Below are 18,387 nucleotides of genomic sequence, written 5' to 3' on the forward strand. Positions count from 1 at the left end.
TGATTACATCGAAATGTTTTATAACAGTAAGCGTCGGCATGGTTCTAGCGATCAGATGTCACCGACAGAATATGAAAACCAGTATTATCAACGGCTCAGAAGTGTCTAGATTATCCGTGGCGATTCAGTATCCCGAACGCCCTTTGCCTCATTGATGCAGACGTAACGCCGAATACATGAGGGCAGGGCGGCTAAAAAAGCTCTCATAAAATCATACCGTGCGATACGTGCATGTAACGTTCATGCACACATCACTTACATGTATTGGGAATTACATTCGTGACAGCCAGAATGATAAAGGTGGGTCATAGCATGCATAAAGTGTGTCGCAACATGCTAAGAAAAACGATCATCAGAGTATCTAAAAAAGGTGGGTATAAACATGTAAAAAGTGGGCAGCGATATGCAAAAAGTGTGTCGCAGCATGCGGAGACATTGAAGTTGCGAAAAAATCAACCTATCAAAAGCGGCATGAAGGCTAAAGCTCAACGATTACATGTTGTGACACACCTAAAATCACCCTGCGACCCACCATTGCTGGATCGTCTGTATAATGTGACCCACCTTCTATGACGTCAATTCTTTGAGTTTTTTGTTTCGCTTATGAATCAACACCGTTAGATTTCGGCCATCTTTCACAATGGAATATTCAATATAGCCAATATCTTGTAGTTGCTTAAGTGCAGCCTTAATCAGGCGGTTCTGCTCCTTTACTGGAGAGGTCAAATTCAACCGCTCAATGATGCGATCAAATCGAATTGGGGCAGGGTTATCGGGCAGACTGGCAATGTAGGTATAGAGCGTCTGAGCAACTTCTTTACCTTTAAGCATATGATAGGGACGCTTACGCAGAAGGATGTTGTAGTCAATCTGATACAGTTCATGAAGGCGCTCATCGGCCTGGAGCGTGATTGTATCGGACTCTCTCGTATACTTACCGCTCTTAAGGAGCTGGGTAAAAAATTTATCTCCAGTATTCTTACTGTTGAATTGAACAGTCTTGGTACCAATACGGGTAAGAGCATCAAAAATGGTGTCTCGCAGACGTTTGTTAAACTGGCGCGAATCATACTGGCACAACGCGGCAAACTCAGTGAAAGGCAGCTCGATGGTGTTTGATTTTAAGCCGTATTTACTGAAGGCTCCAATAATGCCCATCCAGACACTAAAGTCCGTTGATATGTTAAGTCGCTCGCCAAAGATCCTGACTTCGTCGTAACCTTCCTTACGGGCGAATTCAAGCTGTGAGAACGAGGAAGATACATCTATACCGGACTTCTGCCCCTTAGGAATTGCACGGCTGGCAGGAACAAAGACACCCAGCCGCAGTAGAATCGCTGGCTGAACTGATGAATTGTTTGTGACTGTTAATTGGTGTACCTCTCCTTCATTTGTAATTTGGGAGGGTATAAAATTGTTATCAGTCATATAGTTACACCACTGTGTTGAGAATCCATTCGAGGTTATCCACAGAGGGTGGATAGTTCGTTATTTTACATGCTGCGACACACCATTTTGCATGTTATGACACACCATGAGCATGATGTCACCCACTTTGATCATGTCATGACACACTAATCACATGTTATGACACACTCATTGCATAATGTGACACACCCAAATCCTCTGAGTGCCTTGTCTGGCGTGGTCTACAGCGATCGGGGATCTGTTTGGAACTATATGGATCCATTTAGGATCTTCAATAGGATCGTGTTATTGGATCTAACCGATGTATATGTTGATAACTTTTTGAAATCCGAGAGGATGAAAGGGGAGGAAGCGTAGATTACATAGTGCCACTGACAGCCTTCGCTTTGCAGACAGGCATGAATTAACCGTTACCCAGAAGCACGTTTTACTATCATCTTAAAGCACTACGCTCTCCGGAAAAATATGATGAAATAAATCGTCGAATCAGCTAGATATATGATGAAAACCAGGGCCGTTATGACTATCGACGGGTAACGCTGGCGCTCATAAGAGAGGGCGGGCTAATCAACCACAAAGTGGTTCAACGCCTGATGAATGCTCTTGATCTTAAAGCCGCTATCAAAGTAAAGCGCTATACTTCCTGGCGTGGCGAACGTGGCTATGCTGGTGATAAACTCCTGCAACGAAACTTCAAAGCCAGTCGGCCTAATGAAGAATGGGTCACAGATCTCACCGAGCTCGCCGTCAACGGCCGCAAACTCTACCTTTCTCCGATCATCGATCTCTTCAATAACGAAGTCATTTCCTACAGTATCTCAGAACGCCCGACAATGCCGATGATTGACGACATGTTGATTAAGGCATTTGCCAGAATGGATGCAAACAGCAAACCAGTACTTCATTCAGATCAGGGCTGGCAGTACCGGCATCGGTGGTATCAGTATCAGTTGCGGGAGTTTGGGGTTCTGCAAAGCATTTCCCGCAAAGGAAACTGTCTGGACAATGCCTGCGCTGAGTGCTTTTTCGGGACGTTAAAATCAGAATGCTTCTACACCCGTAAATTCAACGATGTTGATGAGCTGAAGGTTGTTCTTGAGGATTACATTCGTTACTACAACACGCGGCGAATCAGCCTTAAATTTAACGGCCTCAGCCCGGTTGAATACCGCCTGAAGACCTACCCGCTGCGGCTTTAGCCACGTTATCCTGATTTCACTGGGCGGTCTGATGTTGACAAGGGCGTTACGCGGCCTGACGGCCCTCAGCTGTATTGATACCAGCCCTGTTATTGCGGGGCGTTTCTGATGTTCCGGACACGGCCAGGCTGAAATGAACAGCATTCAAAATGAGCAAAAAGTGCTTTTCGTAAAAAATTTACAAATCTTTTTTGCAGGAAAACATGCCTCTAATTCGCAACAGGAAGCCCGGAGAGCGATTCTTCGTTACGCATAAGGCCAATTGTGTTTCAACAGTAAAAACTGTTTCTGAAGCCTTTGGTTGCGAATAGTGGGCTATTAACGCGTACTCCCGTAACGCTGAAAAGTCATGAATAGCTATGAATAGCAGTGACCTTGCAGGTAAAGGTCAGGTTTATTACTATTCAGACATCGATACTGACCGGAACCACTCAGCACTGGTATGTTGATGGGGTATTGATGTCGGAGAGTAATCTCCCCCAGCCTAAGAGCGGGATATCCAAAGACACAGACCGGAACCCAACAAGAGTGGATAACATCGATGCTCTACTCTGGTGAAAAGGCGCTGATATCAGCGCCTTTTTGCTTTTCTGGACGTGTAAACCGTCTGTCCATTCAGTCGCAGATGTGCGACATATGCAAATTTCATGGGCCTACTCTTTGGTATGGAGTGTCGTCCCCACTGATTGACTTCATAAGCTGATACAACATAAAGCTTTAAGCCGTTCGGGTGGCCATTGTCCTTACGCAAGTCAAAGAAGATCGCATAGTCATTAACCTCCATATAATGATACATCTCATTGTTTCCCTTATTGATATGGGGAACAACGTAGGAGGTCAGCAGATTTGTTGAAAGCATCTGCGGCAGGTTAAGGCTGGCAGCATATCTGTCAGCACAGAAAAATCGATCCGGTGGAATTTCCGGTCCGTTTCCTTTCTGGTCAGAAAATACATGATTGCTGTAGTTGATTGTTATCTGTACGGGGTCAGGGATATTGGCGATTTCTGCCATAAACGTCAAAGGCGCGAGGTGCTTCATACAGTAGCTTTTTCCATTAAAGGAAAGATTTTTATGCGCGCCTTTCACTGTTATCCCTTACGAATCCAATGGAGCGGGAATTGTATCACAACCCCATGCGGGGCAGATGCGCCCGAGATGTAAAAGATGTGATAGGGTACGCGCATGGCCGGCCTCACTGGTTGTTATCCTGAAGAGGCTAACCATGGTTACTATGTTTCCCTGTCAGATTTTGGCCTGATTTACCCGTGCGGACAGTGCCTGATGACTTTCCTTACGTTCGCTGTATCGGTCAGCCAGATAATCAGTCTGCCCTTTCAGGAGCAGGGTGATCTTAAATAATTCCTCGGTGACGTCGACGATACGGTCATACCAGGAAGAGGGTTTCATTCGTCCGTTCTCATCGAATTCCTGCCACGCTTTGGCCACTGAGGACTGGTTGGGGATAGTGAACATCCGCATCCAGCGTCCCAGAATGCGCATCTGGTTCACGGCATTGAAGGACTGCGAACCGCCGCAAACCTGCATTACCGCAAGCGTTTTACCCTGTGAAGGACGAACTGCGCCTTCACTTAAGGGGATCCAGTCGATTTGTGCCTTCATAACCGCGCTCATTGCCCCATGCCGCTCCGGCGAGCTCCACACCATCCCGTCACACCATCTGACTAGGCCGCGTAATTCGGTGACCTTAGGGTGCGTGTCCGGTGCATCATCCGGCAGGGGTAAACCGGAGGGGTTAAAGAGCTTTACCTCCGCGCCCATCGCCGTCAGCAGGCGACCGGCTTCTTCCGCGGCAAAGCGGCTGTAGGAGCGTTCCCTTACTGAGCCATACAGGATCAGAATCCGTGGCGGCTCCTGCAGGTGCAGGCGTTCGGCAATGTGTTGATCAAAGCATTCGGTGTTCAGGGCAGGAAATTGGTCCATTTTTCTCCTCCGGAGAGAACAGATGATTTCAAAGTTAATATATATGATTTAACATATATGTATTCTAAAGGGAATGGAGTGATAAATGCTACAACCTGTTCAGCTTTTCAAAATCCTGTCGGATGAAACACGGCTCGCTATCGTCATGCTTCTCCGGGAGTCTGGAGAACTGTGCGTCTGCGATATCTGCGCGGCCACCTCCGAATCGCAGCCCAAAATCTCGCGACATATGGCTATCCTGCGCGAGGCCGGGCTGGTACTTGACCGTCGTGAAGGCAAATGGATCCACTATCGTCTGTCACCCCACATACCGGCATGGGCAGCTGAGACAATCACGACATCCTGGCAGTGTATGCGGGAGGATGTGCGTGGATGGCTGGATAAATCAGCCTGCACCTCCTGCTGAGAAAGAAAAACACATTTACATAATCATATATGATGGAGTCTGAGATGCTTCTGGCAGGGAGTCTGTTTTTACTGACGCTGGTACTGGTGATCTGGCAACCCGGAGGCCTGAGTATTGGCTGGAGCGCGAGTATCGGGGCAGTGCTGGCGCTGGGAACCGGTGTCATCCATATCGCTGATATTCCCGTTGTCTGGAATATCGTCTGGAACGCGACAGCGGCATTTATTGCGGTCATCATCATTAGCCTGCTGCTTGATGAGTCCGGCTTCTTTGAATGGGCCGCACTGCACGTCTCCCGCTGGGGTAACGGACGTGGCCGCCTGCTGTTCACCTGGATAGTCTTGCTTGGTGCCGCTGTTGCTGCGTTGTTTGCCAATGACGGCGCCGCGCTGATCCTGACGCCGATTGTGATTGCGATGCTGCTCGCACTGGGGTTCAGCCAGGGCACGACACTGGCCTTTGTCATGGCCGCAGGATTTATTGCAGATACGGCCAGCCTGCCACTCATTGTTTCTAACCTGGTGAATATCGTCTCGGCGGATTTCTTTGGTCTGGGCTTTACGCAGTACGCCTCCGTTATGATCCCCGTGGATGCGGCAGCGATTGCGGCCACGCTGGTCATGCTGCATCTCTTCTTCCGCAGGGATATTCCGGCAACGTATGACGTTTCGCTGCTGAAGACGCCTGCCAGTGCGATCAAGGATCCGGCAACCTTCAGGGCGGGCTGGATTGTCCTGTTATTGCTGCTTGTCGGTTTCTTTGTTCTGGAGCCGCTGGGGATCCCGGTCAGTGCGATAGCGGCGGCTGGCGCAGCAGTGCTGTTTGTGGTGGCGAAAAGAGGTCATGCCATCAACACCGGGAAAGTCCTGCGCGGTGCGCCATGGCAGATCGTTATTTTCTCGCTGGGCATGTATCTCGTGGTCTATGGCCTGCGCAATGCAGGGCTCACGGAGTACCTGTCTGGCGTGCTGAATCTGCTGGCAGACAAGGGGTTATGGGCAGCGACGTTCGGTACCGGCTTCCTGACGGCATTTCTCTCATCAGTGATGAACAATATGCCGACGGTACTGATTGGCGCGCTCTCGATTGACGGGAGTACGGCGACCGGCGTCGTCAAAGAGGCAATGATTTATGCCAATGTGATTGGCTGCGATTTAGGCCCGAAAATCACCCCGATTGGCAGTCTGGCAACCCTGCTGTGGCTGCATGTGCTTGCCCGGAAAAATATAAAAATTACCTGGGGATATTACTTCCGTACCGGCATTGTTATGACTGTGCCGGTGCTGTTTGTCACTCTGGCCGCGCTGGCGTGGCGGCTCTCTGTCACTTTGTAATGAGATACTGATATGAGCAACATTACCATCTATCACAACCCGGCCTGTGGCACTTCACGCAACACGCTGGAGATGATCCGTAACAGCGGCAACGAACCGACGATAATTTATTATCTCGATACGCCACCGACCCGTGATGAGCTTATTAAACTTATTTCAGATATGGGAATTACGGTACGTGCATTGCTGCGTAAGAATGTTGAGCCTTATGAGCAACTGGCACTTGCAGAAGACAGGTTTACCGATGAGCAATTGGTAGAATTAATGCTGCAGCATCCAATTCTTATCAACCGGCCAATTGTTGTCACACCTGTAGGAACCCGCCTGTGCAGACCTTCAGAGGTGGTGCTGGAAATTATTCCGGAACCTCAGCAGGGTGCATTCACGAAAGAAGATGGCGAAAAGGTTATTGATGAAGCAGGGAAGCGGGTGAAGTAATAAACAACGAAATGGATAATTCGATTGTGGAACACGTTATTTAGCTTTAACAGCAAACAAAAAAGAGCCCATGTATTCCATGGACTCTTTCTGAGATGCCTCGTTTATTCTGTCCAACTTTTGGGGGGCAGTACAAACCGAGGCTGATCTACATGCTAGACACATCCAGAATAGCCGCTTACTGCGCTCTGCGCAAGGAGAAGAAGGCTATGAAACTGCCGCGAAGTACCGTTATCTGGTGCGTACTGATAGTGTGTCTCACACTGCTGGCATTCACTTACCTGACGAGGAAATCGCTTTGCGAAATCCGCCTGAAGGACGGAAAACGGGAGGTACGCTGCCGTACTTGCCTACGAATTCAGTGTGCGACAAGAAGTCGTGAAATTATATACATAGAATCTCATGGCGTAAGCCATATTCATCATTGTCCCAACCAATCTGGAAGAGGGACTCGTTATTCAGCTAACGGTAGCCTAAGGATAGTGCGTCACTGGTAACGGTGAGGTATGAAGCATCCCTACAATGTAGTCATGTCATCGACATCGGGTGCCCGACAAGTAGCAACCCGGAGGCGGGGAAAACCCCGCCTTAAGCTGGTCACAGCGAAAGAAGTGAAGCGCAACTGCATGAGGGTGACTGAACGTGGGGAGGAAGCGTGAAGCATAAATCACGAGCCGATTAACAAAAATCGCATAAAAGGCGCTGTTGAGCAGGGCGAGCGGGCAAGGAACTGCGAAACTCTTGTGGCCAAGGCAAAACGGCGTAGATGCGGCGGTTGTTGCCTGCGAAAGAAATCTGGCTACGGTAGTCAGCCTGCCATTCTATCAGCTCAGCGCAAGCGTACCGGTAACCGGAGACTGGTCATGGGATGACGTGACCGTGTCACTGGGATGGATGCCGGGCGGAAGATGACCTGCCGTTTTATTACCCCAATGCTAAAATGCAGCCTGGAACATATCACCAAAAAGGATAACGATTTACTTGCGATGCTTTGCCAGTCTGAATGTGAAAGTGAGTGGATATATGAATCTGAATTCGGTTATATCATCGATGTGGATGCCGTACGTTACCCGGTGCTCATGCTGAAAAAACACGGTTTATCCCGTGAAGCGCGCTGGCTTATCCAGTATGCCATTAAGCAGGCGAACATCAGCATGATCCATGTCACCCAGTGGGGGTGATCGGCAAGAAGGTATACCGACGTTCGACTGGTAATGAAACCGGTGCATGTCCGGGTGATATTCTGCAATACGGGCGCCCGGGCTTGCAGCTGCCGTTCCGGAAGCAACGCCCCCGACTGGACCCGCCCGGCGGCTCCAGAAAGGAAACGGGCTACGCCCGTCTGGACAACTTCGCATCATCCTTTTGCCTTCAGCGTTCACCGCGTGCTGCCTCTTCCCGTGAAAGACTCTGTCCTGACCCGGAGAATATGCAAGGACGCACTTCTCACCCATTCGCACTCCCTCTGTCGCTTGCGCTGCGGCTTCGCATTGCCTCCTTGCATCTCCCCCTAAAGGGTCAGGGCGGTTGCCTATCATGGAAACGGCCTCCCGCGATGGTGATACATCAGCAAAAAAGGCGACGGCAGAGAGAGATTTTTAAAACCGATGAGGAAATTTATATGAACCGTTTAGCATCCCGTCTTTCATCCATGAACGTCATCCGTAAAGAGCACCCGCTGAACAATGACGAGCTGATGCACGCTGTTCCTAGCATTTGTTCAGAGGACAAACATGATTCGCGCAGCGACCGTTACACCCACATACCAACCATCACGGTTCTGGATAAATTGCGTGAAGAAGGTTTCCTGCCGTTCTTTGCCTGCCAGACCCGCACGCATGATTAAGGGAAACGTGGCCACACCAAACACATGATGCGTCTGTGCCGTGCCGGGCAGATTGCAGGTGCTGAGGTCCCGGAAATCATTCTGCTCAATAGCCATGATGGTAGCAGCAACTACCAGATGATTCCCGATCATGATGGCAACTCCTTCTGATTACTTTGCTTCAGTAGATGGGGCTGGGGTGACATCCTTTGTGATTTTGCGTCGAGAACTTAGCGTTCCTTTGCTGGAATTTTTTTGCGCGTTCAGGATTTCGCGAATTGCTTTCACACTTGTCTGGATCCCTCCGTTTCTAACGCCGAACGGATATCTTCGACTGAATACACCTAGTGACCAGAAAGCAAAATTATCTGGTCTTTCAGTTTATCCAGAACGTCGGATTTAGTCAGACGTTTTTCAGTCAAATCGGGGAACTCTTCCAGCGCCATTTTTGCCACTTCCACATCTTCGCTGGTGAACCATTTCTTATCTGCCATAACGTTTTTTTCTTTTACTTATCGGTGCCTGAATTATCAGTTAAATCATGACATTGTCTGCTAAAAAGTGGCAGTCCCCCGCACTGCCTATGCTGTCAAATTGCCGCTAGGTGATTCCAATGATCGAGGGTATTATTGACTTAAAGACGGGACAGGATGTGTGTTTGTAATACCGCGCACGCACGATATTACAAACACCACCTGGTCAGGGCTCCGCCCCGACACCCGAGTAAGGAGCACGCATGAGCGACAAAGCATCCCGAAGGGGCAGTGAAAAACGGCAGAAAACCGTTATCAAAACCCTGAGATTTACGCCCGACGAAACAGAACAGATTGAGCGGGAAGCAGAGCAGGCAGGGCAAAGCGTTTCGGCTTTTATCCGCAACGCGGCGATGAACAGGAAGGTTATCCCGGTCATTGATAACAACTTTCTGCCCGAGCTGCTGAGACTGGGGCGACTGCAAAAACACCACTTTGTTGAAGGGAAACGGGTCGGGGATAAGGAGTATTCCACGGTCCTTGTGGCAATAACCGAGCTGGCCAACACGCTCAGAAAGCAGCTGATGAATAACGATTAAGACGGAGACAACAGCGCATCATGATCCCGGTCATTCCGAAGAAACGTAAAGACGGCAAGTCCTCCTTTGGGGACCTGGTGTCATACGTTTCCGTGCGTGATGAACCGCAGGATGATGATCTGATGGAAGCCGTCAGGGCATCCGGTACGAAAGCGGACATGCCACACAGCAGCCGCTTTTCCCGTCTCGTTGACTACGCCACAAAGCTGCGCGATGAGTCGTTTATCTCCCTGGTGGATGTGATGCCGGACGGCGGAGAATGGGTCAATTTTTATGGCGTGACCTGCTTTCACAACTGCTCCTCAATCGAAAGTGCGGCTGAAGAGATGGAGTTTACGGCACGCAAAGCGAAGTTCGCCCGCAGTAAAAGCGACCCGGTGTTCCACTACATTCTCAGCTGGCAGTCTCATGAAAGTCCGCGTCCGGAACAGATTTATGACTCCGTTCGCCATTCGCTTTCCCGCCTCGGACTGAGCGGGCACCAGTTCGTTTCTGCCGTTCACAACGATACTGATAACCTGCACGTTCACGTTGCCGTAAACCGTGTTCACCCTGAAACCGGCTATCTTAACTGGCTCTCCTACAGCCAGGAAAAACTGAGCAAAGCCTGCCGCGAGCTGGAGCTGAAGCATGGTTTTTCACCGGACAATGGCTGCTATGTCCTTGCGCCGGATAACCGTATTGTGCGCCGCACGTCGGTCGAACGTGACCGTCAGAGTGCCTGGCTGCACGGCCGCAAGCCGAGTCTGAAAGAGTACATTGCCGATACCGCTGTTGCGGGCCTGCGCGAAGCACCGGTGACCGACTGGCCCTCACTGCATCAGCGTTTTGCGAAAGCAGGGCTGTTTATCGCCAGCGATAACGGCGAGCTGAAAGTGAAAGACGGCTGGGATCGTGAACGCCCGGGCGTGACGCTTTCGGCGTTTGGCTATTCGTGGAGCACGGACAAACTTATCCGCAAACTGGGTGAGTTCACGCCCCCCGCGCAGGACATTTTCACGCAGGTACCGGATGTGGGTCGCTACGATCCGGATACCGTTACCATGCTGTCCCGCCCTGGACGCATGACCGAAACGGAGACGCTTAATGAGTACGCTGTCTCCCGTCTGCGCGCGCCACTTACCGCACTTTATCAGGACCCGGCGCAACGCACCATGCAGGCTGTTCATACGCTTCTGGCACATTCCGGTCTGTACCTGAAAGAGCAGCATGACCGCCTGGTTATCTGTGACGGTTACGATCAGACGCGTACGCCCGTACGCGCTGAACGTGTCTGGCCAGCCCTGACGAAAGCGGTCATGAACAGCTATGAAGGTGGGTGGCAGCCTGTTCCTCATGACATTTTCCGCCAGGTCCCTCCTGCGGAACGTTTTGCCGGCGGTGGACTGGAAGCCCGCCCGGTCAGCGATCGGGAATGGGCAAAACTGCGCACCGGTTCGGGTCCGCAGGGCGCGCTTAAACGTGAGATTTTCTCCGACAAAGAAAGCCTGTGGAGATATGCGTTATCACACTGCCGTCAGGATTTAGAGGCGCTTATCAGCAGCGGGAAATTCACCTGGGAGCGCGGTCATGAACTGCTGGCGCGTCAGGGATTACTGCTGATGCGTGAGAAGCAGGGCCTGGTGGTTATGGACGCATATAACCACGACCAGACGCCGGTTAAAGCAAGCCATGTCCATCCGGATCTGACGCTTGTACGTGCAGAGCCGCATGCCGGTGCGTTTGTTCCTGTGCCGTCAGATATTTTTGAACGCGTTGCGCCGGTGAGCCGTTATAACCCTGATCTTGCCGTCAGCGACCGCGATATCCCGGGCATGAAACGTGATCCTGAACTGCGTCGCCAGCGCCGCGAAGCACGCGCTGCAGCGCGCGACGATCTGAAGGCCCGCTATTCAGCCTGGCGCGCGAACTGGCAGCGTCCGGACTTACACAACCGGGAACGCTGGCAGGCGATACATGACGAGTGCAGGATGCGTAAGGCACGTATCCGCGCACAGCAACGCGATCCTCTCGTGCGGAAGCTGCATTATCACATTGCGGAGCTGCAGCGCATGCAGGCACTCATTGCGCTGAAAGAGAGTGTGAAAGCGGAACGACTGGAGCTTATCGGGCAGGGGAAATGGTATCCGCCGTCTTACCGGCAGTGGGTTGAAGTGGAAGCGCTGAAAGGTGACAGGGCTGCGATATCGCAGCTGAGGGGATGGGATTACCGGGATCGTCGTCATGATAATACGCAGTCGACGTCCAGCCAGCGTTGCGTGGTGCTTTGCGAACCGGGAAGCGCACCGCTGTACTACAATATGCCAGGCCTTAAGCCTGCCTTACAGAAAAACGGCAGCATCCGGTTCAGCGATACTGATACCGGGCAGCACGTCTGTACCGATTACGGCGATCGGGTGGTGTTCAGAAACGGCAGTGATTTTGCGTCCCTTCAGCGTGAACTAAACCGGGTATCCCCTGTGCTTTTCGCCAGGGACCCGAAGATGGGCTTTGCTCCGGAAGGGAATGACATACAGTTTAACCAGGCGCTTGCTGAGATGGTGGGCTGGTATAATGTGTACCGTGCGGGAGAAGAGGATCAGGTCCGTATCAGCCGACCGGATGTGGACAGAATGCGTGAGCAGTGCGAAGCGTTTTTCCGTAACGCAGAGGCGGAGCAGACTACGCCGGCATACATCTCACATGAGCCACGTAACGACTGGAAGCCACCTTCTCCGCGTTAGCATGAGCAGGCGCACTAAACCTCTTTACGCAAGCCATTCATCATGGTTGACACTAACTTATATTAGCGTAATATTATTCTTGAGCGGGAAGCCAACTGCATTAGGGTGCGATAGTTGGTGGATGAACCCCATAGAAGCCCTGACTTCTGTGCCTGGGTGAGACCTCAGCACCTTTAGTCTGAAGGTGTTTAATATAAAAAGACAACATTATTAGCCGCAGTGTTCATCATTGCGGCTTTTTGTTATCTGCAATACAGCAACTTCCCTCTGCGGTGTTTGTTCAGCCCCTTTGCTTCTGTGTGCATAAAGTTCCAGAGAACCTTTCCATCCCAGGGTGCAACAACTACCAGCATTTGCTGCCTCTGCTTGTATGTGCCGATAAAGATATAACGCAACATTTCATCGTCATACATTGTTTCCCATATCTCGTAGGGATGCTCAAGTGTGTCGAGTGGCAGCTTTACGTAACGTTCACGTGCGTCTACGCGCTTCTCCACAATGTGGGCAAGCTTATCGCGTACAATACACATGTTTCCTATATGCGTTGCCTTAATAATTGCAGACATTTCTGGCGAGCTGAAACCCATATGCGCTTCCAGGAACGCCAAGGCTTCTTCAGCTGTACTCCCTGCGACGATCTCTTTTGGTTGATCACGACGTTCTTCAGCTTCAAGGTTCCTGAGGTCTTTCAGGTCCAAATCTTTAAAGGTTGGTAATCCATTGAGAGCTTTAGCCATTCTTATTGTTAAATCCGGCATTTATACGCAGATGAGCAGGATATCATTACACTTCCCGGGTCGCCAGAACAGGCAGACCGAATAATACCGAAGGCAAGGCAGAAGCAGGCATAAGATAATTAAAGAAAAAAGGCCGCGCAAGCGGCCTTTTTTTATCAGCGAGAAAGATTCGGCCACTTAACTGAGGCGGAGCCCAGCTGGGTTCGAATAATTGTTGTTTGAGCGATGTCCTGACCGCTATCTCCGGAAGTCTAATATTACGCAGAATTGCATCTGTAGGTATCATCGCTTCCGGTGCGGCTGTTTCATCAGTCTCAGGTTTGTTGAGCGTGATATAGCGTATGGTAAGTTCTGCCATGGTTGTGGTTTTGATAACTTCCAGTGCTTCCTCCCACAGACTTTTTTCACGCCCGCGGCGGTCCATGTCATATTCTGTCATCAGGTTGTGCGCTTCCTGGCGGTTGGCCAGCCGCCAGGAAGGTGGCGATCGCTTTCCACGGCTCTCCTCTTGACTTCTTTTTGCGGCGGGATGGTTTTCCGGACGGGGCAGGATTAGGCGAATGGCCTCGGCCTCCGTCCGGGCAACGGCCACGATCCCAACCCCTTCAATAAACCCTTTGGTCGTGTTTGCACTGTGCAGGGGGTAAAAGAGCTTCCGGTCGGCCCCCTTGAGCCACAGCAAGTTTGGTGGCGAGAGGCGTAAATTATGGGCATACAGCCAGACAAGGCTGCTACTGACATACGGGGGTTCACGCAACCACTTTGCGGCACTTTCATTGCGAATAACGCGACTGAACGCGGGACGGGACAGCGCATAAACCGGACGCGAGAATTTCCCTTTATCCCTGCGGCTTTTGAGACGGTATGAGCGGTTCAGGACATCCATCAGGGCGTTAGCGGCAGAACGGTCGTCGAGAAAGAACTAAAGGCCGAAGATGGCGAACAGGGCTTTTTCAGGTGGTCAGCGCCCGTCCTTGCAGCGAACTATGTCCGCGCCGGTTCGGTAAACGCAGGAAGCTGGTCCCGCCGCGCGCATAGTTACAACATCCTCTGGAGTCAGAACCAGAAGGAGCATATCTGTGGCTTTAACCCCATGACCCACCACTGAAAAGCCCGCCGCCCGGCCCAAAGGGCCGGAAGACATCGCTTTTCATGATGGATGTTGTAACTAGAAATCTGAGCCGCTTCAGGTGCCCACGCATCAGGTTTCACAGTACACGCTCGTAAGCGGCCCTGACGGCCCGCATAACGCGGAGATACGCCCCGACTGCGGCTCTGCCTTGTCGGGACCACTCCGACCGCGCACAGAAGCACCTGAGTCGCTACAGGCGGGTATGGCTTATCAGGGCGAAGGGATGGATTGGTGGAAACTATCAACTCTGTAGCCGGCTTCGCCGGGTGACGGCGCCATTCAGTAGCAGAGACATCCTCAGCAACTGCTGGCGCCTCCATGCGCCTGCAGCGCATCACAAACCCACCATATTTATACTTTTAAATCATGAGATTATTGATCCTCAGGATGATTTAATGCGATATGCTCACCGGCGTGACCTGGTGAAAGCGTCACCACCTTCAGTAAACCGTTTCGTCCGGGCGGCCTTAAGCATCACCTGATTCTGGCTCGCCTGGTAAACCCGTATCGATGAACTGCAGAAAGGAGTTGCCTGTGGCAGATAATTCAGGAAGGAGAGGTTCTGTTGAAATATCGGAGATCGTCAGAGCACCGGCATGGCGCAGGGTTCTTGACTGGTCGCGTGAGGAGCTGCTGCACCGCCTTGGCCAGCCGGCGGAGCTTGAAAGAGTAATAAAAACCGGCGTACTGGTTCCCTGTTCCATAACACCACCTGCCGATACGTTCTGGACACGGTCAGTACCAGCCTGGGATACGTGGCTGGATCCTTCATCTTCTTATTTTGCCCGCCCCTATATGCTTGATTACCGTAAACCTGACGGCACAGGCCATCTTGAAGGGCACCTGATTACGATCCCGGAGGCTGAAAATCTTATTCAGGAAGAGATAATTCATGATTTTCAGTGTGACATCAGTTTACTGAGAGGAATGTCCAGTCCGAAGTCAGAGAGCCATGACATCACCGATATTAACGATCTTGCGGTGCTGTGCAGTCCCGAACTGGCCGAACCCGTCACCCCGGAACATCTTCAGGAGAATATGTCTCATGGCGGGTTGCGCCTCGACCGTATGCGGTTTGCGGAGTATCCGTGGTCTGAACGCCGGTACTACTGGCACAATGACGACGGGTCCCATCATTTCAGCGCTGTCCGCTATCAGGCAGGCCGCCTGCAGCAGTCTGTTCCGCTGACAGGGACGCTGCACCGCTACAGTGTGAATGTGCAGATGGTGAATGTATTACGTAACAAATGGCAGATGTTTGTGATCCCGAAGGAAGAGCTGTTCGGCAGTTTTTATGAATCAATGAAAGCCTTTGAAAGCCCGTTTGCCTGGTCAGCGTTACCTGAGAACATGCACGATCCGAGGACGAGTGGCACAGAGCTGTGCATCGTATGGCTGGAAAGGGATAATGCCAGAGCCTGTTCCGCGGCAAACGTTCTGGCCAGATATGGATTCCCGGACTTCGGCGAGATGCTGACAGAACTTGCCTGATACGGGCAAAGGGATTCAGTGATGGCTGGTTAGTTGTCGCTTTTTTGCATCTTCCGCCAGGCTGAAAGTTCTGTACATCCCTTACGGCCATGGGTTTTCGCTAAATGGAACTAAATTATCCTAAGTTATTCTCAACGTAGGATAATTTCCGAATTCCGGGCGGACCCCAGTTAGCATATCGTCACGGAGTGCATGGCTCCTCTTAACAGAAGGTATATTCAGTGCAGCTTTTCCACGGAACCCGGCAGCGCTTTGACAGATTTGATGTCTCATTCTGGGGGACCGGTGAGGCCGGCAGTATCAACGCCTGCTGGTTTACCGATAACTTTAAAGGGGCTTGCAATCATGCCTTGTTAAAAAACAGGAACCCCGGAAATCCGTTGGTTTACCGGTGCACATTGAAGAAAGGCTGCGTTATCGCAAATCATCGTCAGCTGCTTTCTGAGCAACCTGATATTGCATCACGTCTCAGGACTGGTCTGCCCGTAAGTATCAGCAGCCAGCTAGGCAGGGGACTGGACTGGCACGCCCTGAATGAACCCCGGTATACATATCGCAAAGGAAGTCTGATTTACGAGGGAAACCGCCACGTAGAGCCCGCTGAACTAATCAGCCTGTATCTGTCCTGTGGTATTCAGGGGGTGTATGACTGGGAGGGTATCTTTACAGACAGCTATCTGCACGGGACGACGACTGTAATATTCGATACGGATGTGCTCGATATTCAGGAAGTTGTTGAGGTGCAGTTCTGAACCTCAACCTTCGCGCAACCAGGCTTGCCGACGCTCATAGCGGTCAATGCCTGCCGCGAACGCTGGCCAAATGCTGTGCTTTTTCCGGAGCATCGATGCTGTTCAGCCTACTTGTGTAGAACAGCACATGATTTAATTTTTGTCATCGCAATCTGTGGTCACGATCATTCGTGTTCTTAGCCAGTCCCAGGATGCAGCCTGGCAAGAACCCTGGAAATAAATGACCAAACTTATGATTATAATTTTCTTTAATTATCAATAGCTTTATCAAAGCTAAGTTCGGATGTCCGGGGTAGGGCAAAGCTGAAATGTCCGCTCTGTGTTAGGAGAAGACCTTTCTGAGTCTGTTAGATGTCAAACAACTGGGCTTAGGTCAGTCGTGCAGATTTTATTATGTTGTTTTAATAATTAGTTTTAGACAAAATAACTCATTAGCCATTTTTTATTTAAGAAATGAAGCAGTTATAAAAATTCCTGTTGGTGCTAATAAACATGAAAAAGCAGTCCTGTAAGGTTATTCCAAGTATAGTAGTTTAACGAAAAATTAATGAGAGGGGTGAAATGTTAATATTAATAGACACAAATATATTCTACAATAATTGGAAAATGTCCAGTGCTATGTTTCAAGTTTTATCTAATTTTATTAATAACACAATAGGGAATCAACTTATTTTACCTTTTGTGGTATTTGAGGAAACTCAAAAGAAATACAATGAGGAAATTGAGAAATTACAAAAAGAAATATCCCAAATAAAAGGAAGGATAAAGAAGCTCTCAGAGAGTGAGTTTTTCATCGATGATTTAAATGATGAGATAAAAGAATTTAGTTTTCAAAGAGAATTGTTGAAAACATTCCCCAAGACACATATTATATCGTCATCGTATATCGATAATGACCTATTGCTAAATAAGGCGATTTTTTCCAAACGTCCATTTAGAGACAATGAAAAAGGCTATCGAGATGCGTTAATATGGAATAGTCTGACGCAATATTTACACGTGGAAAAAGTGAAAGATACGATTGTTTTTATTACAAATAATTCACACGACTTTATGTCTACAGACAAAAAAACAAAAGAACTCCACTCTGATTTAAAAGAAGATATAGCTAACCTTAGTTTAGATAACGTTTTTTTACTCTATAACTCATTAAATGAATTTATAACCGAGCATGTGGATCAAGAACTACATAGTTTTAAACATGGAAACATAGAGGAAATAGAGGAAAGGTACATAGAAGCCATTGAAGATGAATTTGATGATTTCACTCCCATTCATATGAATAATTTAAGTTTAGATGAGTGTGCATCTTTATATGAGTCATCCGGATTTAATGGGTCAATAATTAGAATGTGTAAAGACTTTAATTTTGATGTCATAGAGGGAACAGAAGATCCATTAATGTATTCAGGATATAAACTACCTGGCAATAAGTATGCATTTGAATATTCTTATAATTTTAGAATGTGTAGCTTTGAGTTTTGCATTGATACAGGGATTTATCATCAAAATAAAGAAATTATAACTAAAGAGTATATGAATATTGAAATTGGTCAAGCAACTACAAAATTTTACTCTTACCCCAGAGTGTATTTCTATGGTAGTGGCATTATTGATTTGGCCAGAAATCACATTGAGACGATAAACCTTGAAAACTTGGATATGCAGTTGAAGCTCTAAATTGAATATTTATTTTAAACAGTGCAGCTGTAAGATTTTTATTTTACCGGGCCAATCGCTTTTAGAAACTTTCCTGTTTCTGCCTAAAGGTAAATATACGCTTATCGTTCTTAGGCGACCATGAAATCCTATCAAGCACAGAGTAAAACAACATCGATTACCGTCATCGCTACCTTTCATCATCTTACTGCCACCAGTGTGCGAGACCGGCTCATCTCTATAGCCTAA

The 18,387-nt window shown here is 49.4% G+C and carries 16 protein-coding genes and 6 pseudogenes; 16 read left to right on the forward strand and 6 right to left on the reverse strand.

The window, feature by feature from the left end:
- Nucleotides 1-109 (forward strand): IS3 family transposase (locus tag MXM41_RS22125; protein ID WP_137986747.1); only part of this gene is annotated, 109 nt, incomplete at its 5' end.
- A gap of 458 nt (nt 110-567) precedes the next feature.
- Here the strand turns inward: MXM41_RS22125 and MXM41_RS22130 are convergent.
- Nucleotides 568-1,428, reverse strand: a complete 861-nt coding sequence (locus tag MXM41_RS22130) for a RepB family plasmid replication initiator protein (protein ID WP_159340469.1) — start codon at nt 1,426-1,428, stop codon at nt 568-570.
- A 410-nt stretch (nt 1,429-1,838) separates the two neighbouring features.
- On the opposite strand from MXM41_RS22130, the pseudogene MXM41_RS22135 reads away from it, so the two are divergent.
- Nucleotides 1,839-2,627 (forward strand): annotated as a pseudogene (locus MXM41_RS22135) (IS3 family transposase); the annotation flags it as partial.
- A 571-nt stretch (nt 2,628-3,198) separates the two neighbouring features.
- On the opposite strand, the gene MXM41_RS22140 reads toward MXM41_RS22135, so the two are convergent.
- Both MXM41_RS22140 and arsH read right to left on the reverse strand, forming a co-directional pair.
- Nucleotides 3,199-3,714: a hypothetical protein gene (locus MXM41_RS22140; protein ID WP_032664851.1), complete on the reverse strand. Its 516-nt coding sequence runs from the start codon at nt 3,712-3,714 to the stop codon at nt 3,199-3,201.
- A 156-nt stretch (nt 3,715-3,870) separates the two neighbouring features.
- Nucleotides 3,871-4,569 carry an arsenical resistance protein ArsH gene (gene arsH / locus MXM41_RS22145; protein WP_172693873.1) on the reverse strand — a complete coding sequence of 233 codons (699 nt, stop codon included), beginning with the start codon at nt 4,567-4,569 and terminating at the stop codon, nt 3,871-3,873.
- Between the two features lie 85 nt (nt 4,570-4,654).
- Here arsH and MXM41_RS22150 point away from each other — a divergent pair, with 85 nt between their 5' ends.
- The 8 genes and pseudogenes from MXM41_RS22150 to MXM41_RS22185 form a co-directional block, all read left to right on the forward strand.
- Nucleotides 4,655-4,975, forward strand: coding sequence for a transcriptional regulator (locus tag MXM41_RS22150; protein WP_159340465.1), 321 nt, complete (start codon nt 4,655-4,657; stop codon nt 4,973-4,975).
- Nucleotides 4,976-5,019: 44 nt separating this feature from the next.
- Complete coding sequence (locus tag MXM41_RS22155) at nt 5,020-6,309, forward strand: arsenic transporter (RefSeq protein ID WP_172693881.1); 1,290 nt, start codon at nt 5,020-5,022, stop codon at nt 6,307-6,309.
- A gap of 12 nt (nt 6,310-6,321) precedes the next feature.
- Nucleotides 6,322-6,747: a glutaredoxin-dependent arsenate reductase gene (arsC, locus tag MXM41_RS22160; protein WP_172693871.1), complete on the forward strand. Its 426-nt coding sequence runs from the start codon at nt 6,322-6,324 to the stop codon at nt 6,745-6,747.
- 109 nt (nt 6,748-6,856) lie between these two features.
- Nucleotides 6,857-7,024: pseudogene (locus MXM41_RS22165) on the forward strand (DUF5431 family protein); the annotation flags it as partial.
- A pseudogene (locus MXM41_RS22170) lies at nt 6,957-7,143 on the forward strand (type I toxin-antitoxin system Hok family toxin). The pseudogenes MXM41_RS22165 and MXM41_RS22170, both read left to right, overlap by 68 nt.
- 345 nt (nt 7,144-7,488) lie before the next feature.
- Nucleotides 7,489-7,659 carry a hypothetical protein gene (locus MXM41_RS22175; RefSeq protein WP_159340505.1) on the forward strand — a complete coding sequence of 57 codons (171 nt, stop codon included), beginning with the start codon at nt 7,489-7,491 and terminating at the stop codon, nt 7,657-7,659.
- Complete coding sequence (locus MXM41_RS22180; RefSeq protein WP_159340504.1) at nt 7,656-7,928, forward strand: DUF5983 family protein; 273 nt, start codon at nt 7,656-7,658, stop codon at nt 7,926-7,928. The genes MXM41_RS22175 and MXM41_RS22180 overlap by 4 nt, the downstream gene beginning before the upstream one ends.
- Nucleotides 7,929-8,368: 440 nt before the next feature.
- A pseudogene (locus MXM41_RS22185) lies at nt 8,369-8,719 on the forward strand (DUF932 domain-containing protein); the annotation flags it as partial.
- 197 nt (nt 8,720-8,916) lie between these two features.
- Here the strand turns inward: MXM41_RS22185 and MXM41_RS22190 are convergent.
- On the reverse strand, nt 8,917-9,066 hold the full coding sequence (locus tag MXM41_RS22190; RefSeq protein ID WP_325934422.1) for a hypothetical protein: 150 nt from the start codon (nt 9,064-9,066) through the stop codon (nt 8,917-8,919).
- A gap of 242 nt (nt 9,067-9,308) precedes the next feature.
- Here MXM41_RS22190 and mobA point away from each other — a divergent pair, with 242 nt between their 5' ends.
- Complete coding sequence (mobA, locus tag MXM41_RS22195) at nt 9,309-9,644, forward strand: plasmid mobilization protein MobA (RefSeq protein WP_172693868.1); 336 nt, start codon at nt 9,309-9,311, stop codon at nt 9,642-9,644.
- A 20-nt stretch (nt 9,645-9,664) separates the two neighbouring features.
- Nucleotides 9,665-12,367, forward strand: a complete 2,703-nt coding sequence (locus MXM41_RS22200; protein WP_325934423.1) for a relaxase/mobilization nuclease domain-containing protein — start codon at nt 9,665-9,667, stop codon at nt 12,365-12,367.
- 242 nt (nt 12,368-12,609) lie between these two features.
- Here the strand turns inward: MXM41_RS22200 and MXM41_RS22205 are convergent, their stop codons facing one another.
- A complete protein-coding gene (locus MXM41_RS22205; RefSeq protein ID WP_325934424.1) occupies nt 12,610-13,104 on the reverse strand; it encodes a PBECR2 nuclease fold domain-containing protein in 495 nt (164 codons plus the stop codon).
- Nucleotides 13,105-13,639: 535 nt separating this feature from the next.
- Nucleotides 13,640-14,065 (reverse strand): annotated as a pseudogene (locus tag MXM41_RS22210) (conjugal transfer protein TrbA); the annotation flags it as partial.
- A gap of 705 nt (nt 14,066-14,770) precedes the next feature.
- On the opposite strand from MXM41_RS22210, the gene MXM41_RS22215 reads away from it, so the two are divergent.
- From MXM41_RS22215 to MXM41_RS22230, 4 genes and pseudogenes are all read left to right on the forward strand, one after another.
- Nucleotides 14,771-15,727, forward strand: coding sequence for a DUF6685 family protein (locus MXM41_RS22215; RefSeq protein WP_039032622.1), 957 nt, complete (start codon nt 14,771-14,773; stop codon nt 15,725-15,727).
- Between the two features lie 221 nt (nt 15,728-15,948).
- Entirely contained in the window at nt 15,949-16,479 is a 531-nt protein-coding gene (locus MXM41_RS22220; RefSeq protein WP_039032623.1) for a hypothetical protein, read from the forward strand.
- 115 nt (nt 16,480-16,594) lie between these two features.
- Nucleotides 16,595-16,699 (forward strand): annotated as a pseudogene (locus MXM41_RS22225) (type II toxin-antitoxin system RelE/ParE family toxin); the annotation flags it as partial.
- Between the two features lie 341 nt (nt 16,700-17,040).
- The gene (locus MXM41_RS22230) at nt 17,041-18,159 is read left to right on the forward strand and encodes a PIN domain-containing protein (protein ID WP_325934425.1); all 1,119 of its coding nucleotides are present in this window, start codon (nt 17,041-17,043) and stop codon (nt 18,157-18,159) included.
- Nucleotides 18,160-18,387: the final 228 nt, after the last annotated feature.

Origin of the sequence: Leclercia adecarboxylata, from assembly GCF_035787115.1 — a bacterium.
Lineage (GTDB): Bacteria > Pseudomonadota > Gammaproteobacteria > Enterobacterales > Enterobacteriaceae > Enterobacter > Enterobacter adecarboxylatus_E.

Bases quoted from the DNA above. Each gene is read 5' to 3' on its own strand.
- MXM41_RS22130 (WP_159340469.1), bottom strand. From the start codon at position 1,428: ATGACTGATAACAATTTTATACCCTCCCAAATTACAAATGAAGGAGAG.
- arsH (WP_172693873.1), bottom strand. From the start codon at position 4,569: ATGGACCAATTTCCTGCCCTGAACACCGAATGCTTTGATCAACACATT.
- MXM41_RS22150 (WP_159340465.1), top strand. From the start codon at position 4,655: ATGCTACAACCTGTTCAGCTTTTCAAAATCCTGTCGGATGAAACACGG.
- MXM41_RS22155 (WP_172693881.1), top strand. From the start codon at position 5,020: ATGCTTCTGGCAGGGAGTCTGTTTTTACTGACGCTGGTACTGGTGATC.
- arsC (WP_172693871.1), top strand. From the start codon at position 6,322: ATGAGCAACATTACCATCTATCACAACCCGGCCTGTGGCACTTCACGC.
- MXM41_RS22180 (WP_159340504.1), top strand. From the start codon at position 7,656: ATGACCTGCCGTTTTATTACCCCAATGCTAAAATGCAGCCTGGAACAT.
- MXM41_RS22190 (WP_325934422.1), bottom strand. From the start codon at position 9,066: ATGGCAGATAAGAAATGGTTCACCAGCGAAGATGTGGAAGTGGCAAAA.
- mobA (WP_172693868.1), top strand. From the start codon at position 9,309: ATGAGCGACAAAGCATCCCGAAGGGGCAGTGAAAAACGGCAGAAAACC.
- MXM41_RS22200 (WP_325934423.1), top strand. From the start codon at position 9,665: ATGATCCCGGTCATTCCGAAGAAACGTAAAGACGGCAAGTCCTCCTTT.
- MXM41_RS22205 (WP_325934424.1), bottom strand. From the start codon at position 13,104: ATGGCTAAAGCTCTCAATGGATTACCAACCTTTAAAGATTTGGACCTG.
- MXM41_RS22230 (WP_325934425.1), top strand. From the start codon at position 17,041: ATGTTAATATTAATAGACACAAATATATTCTACAATAATTGGAAAATG.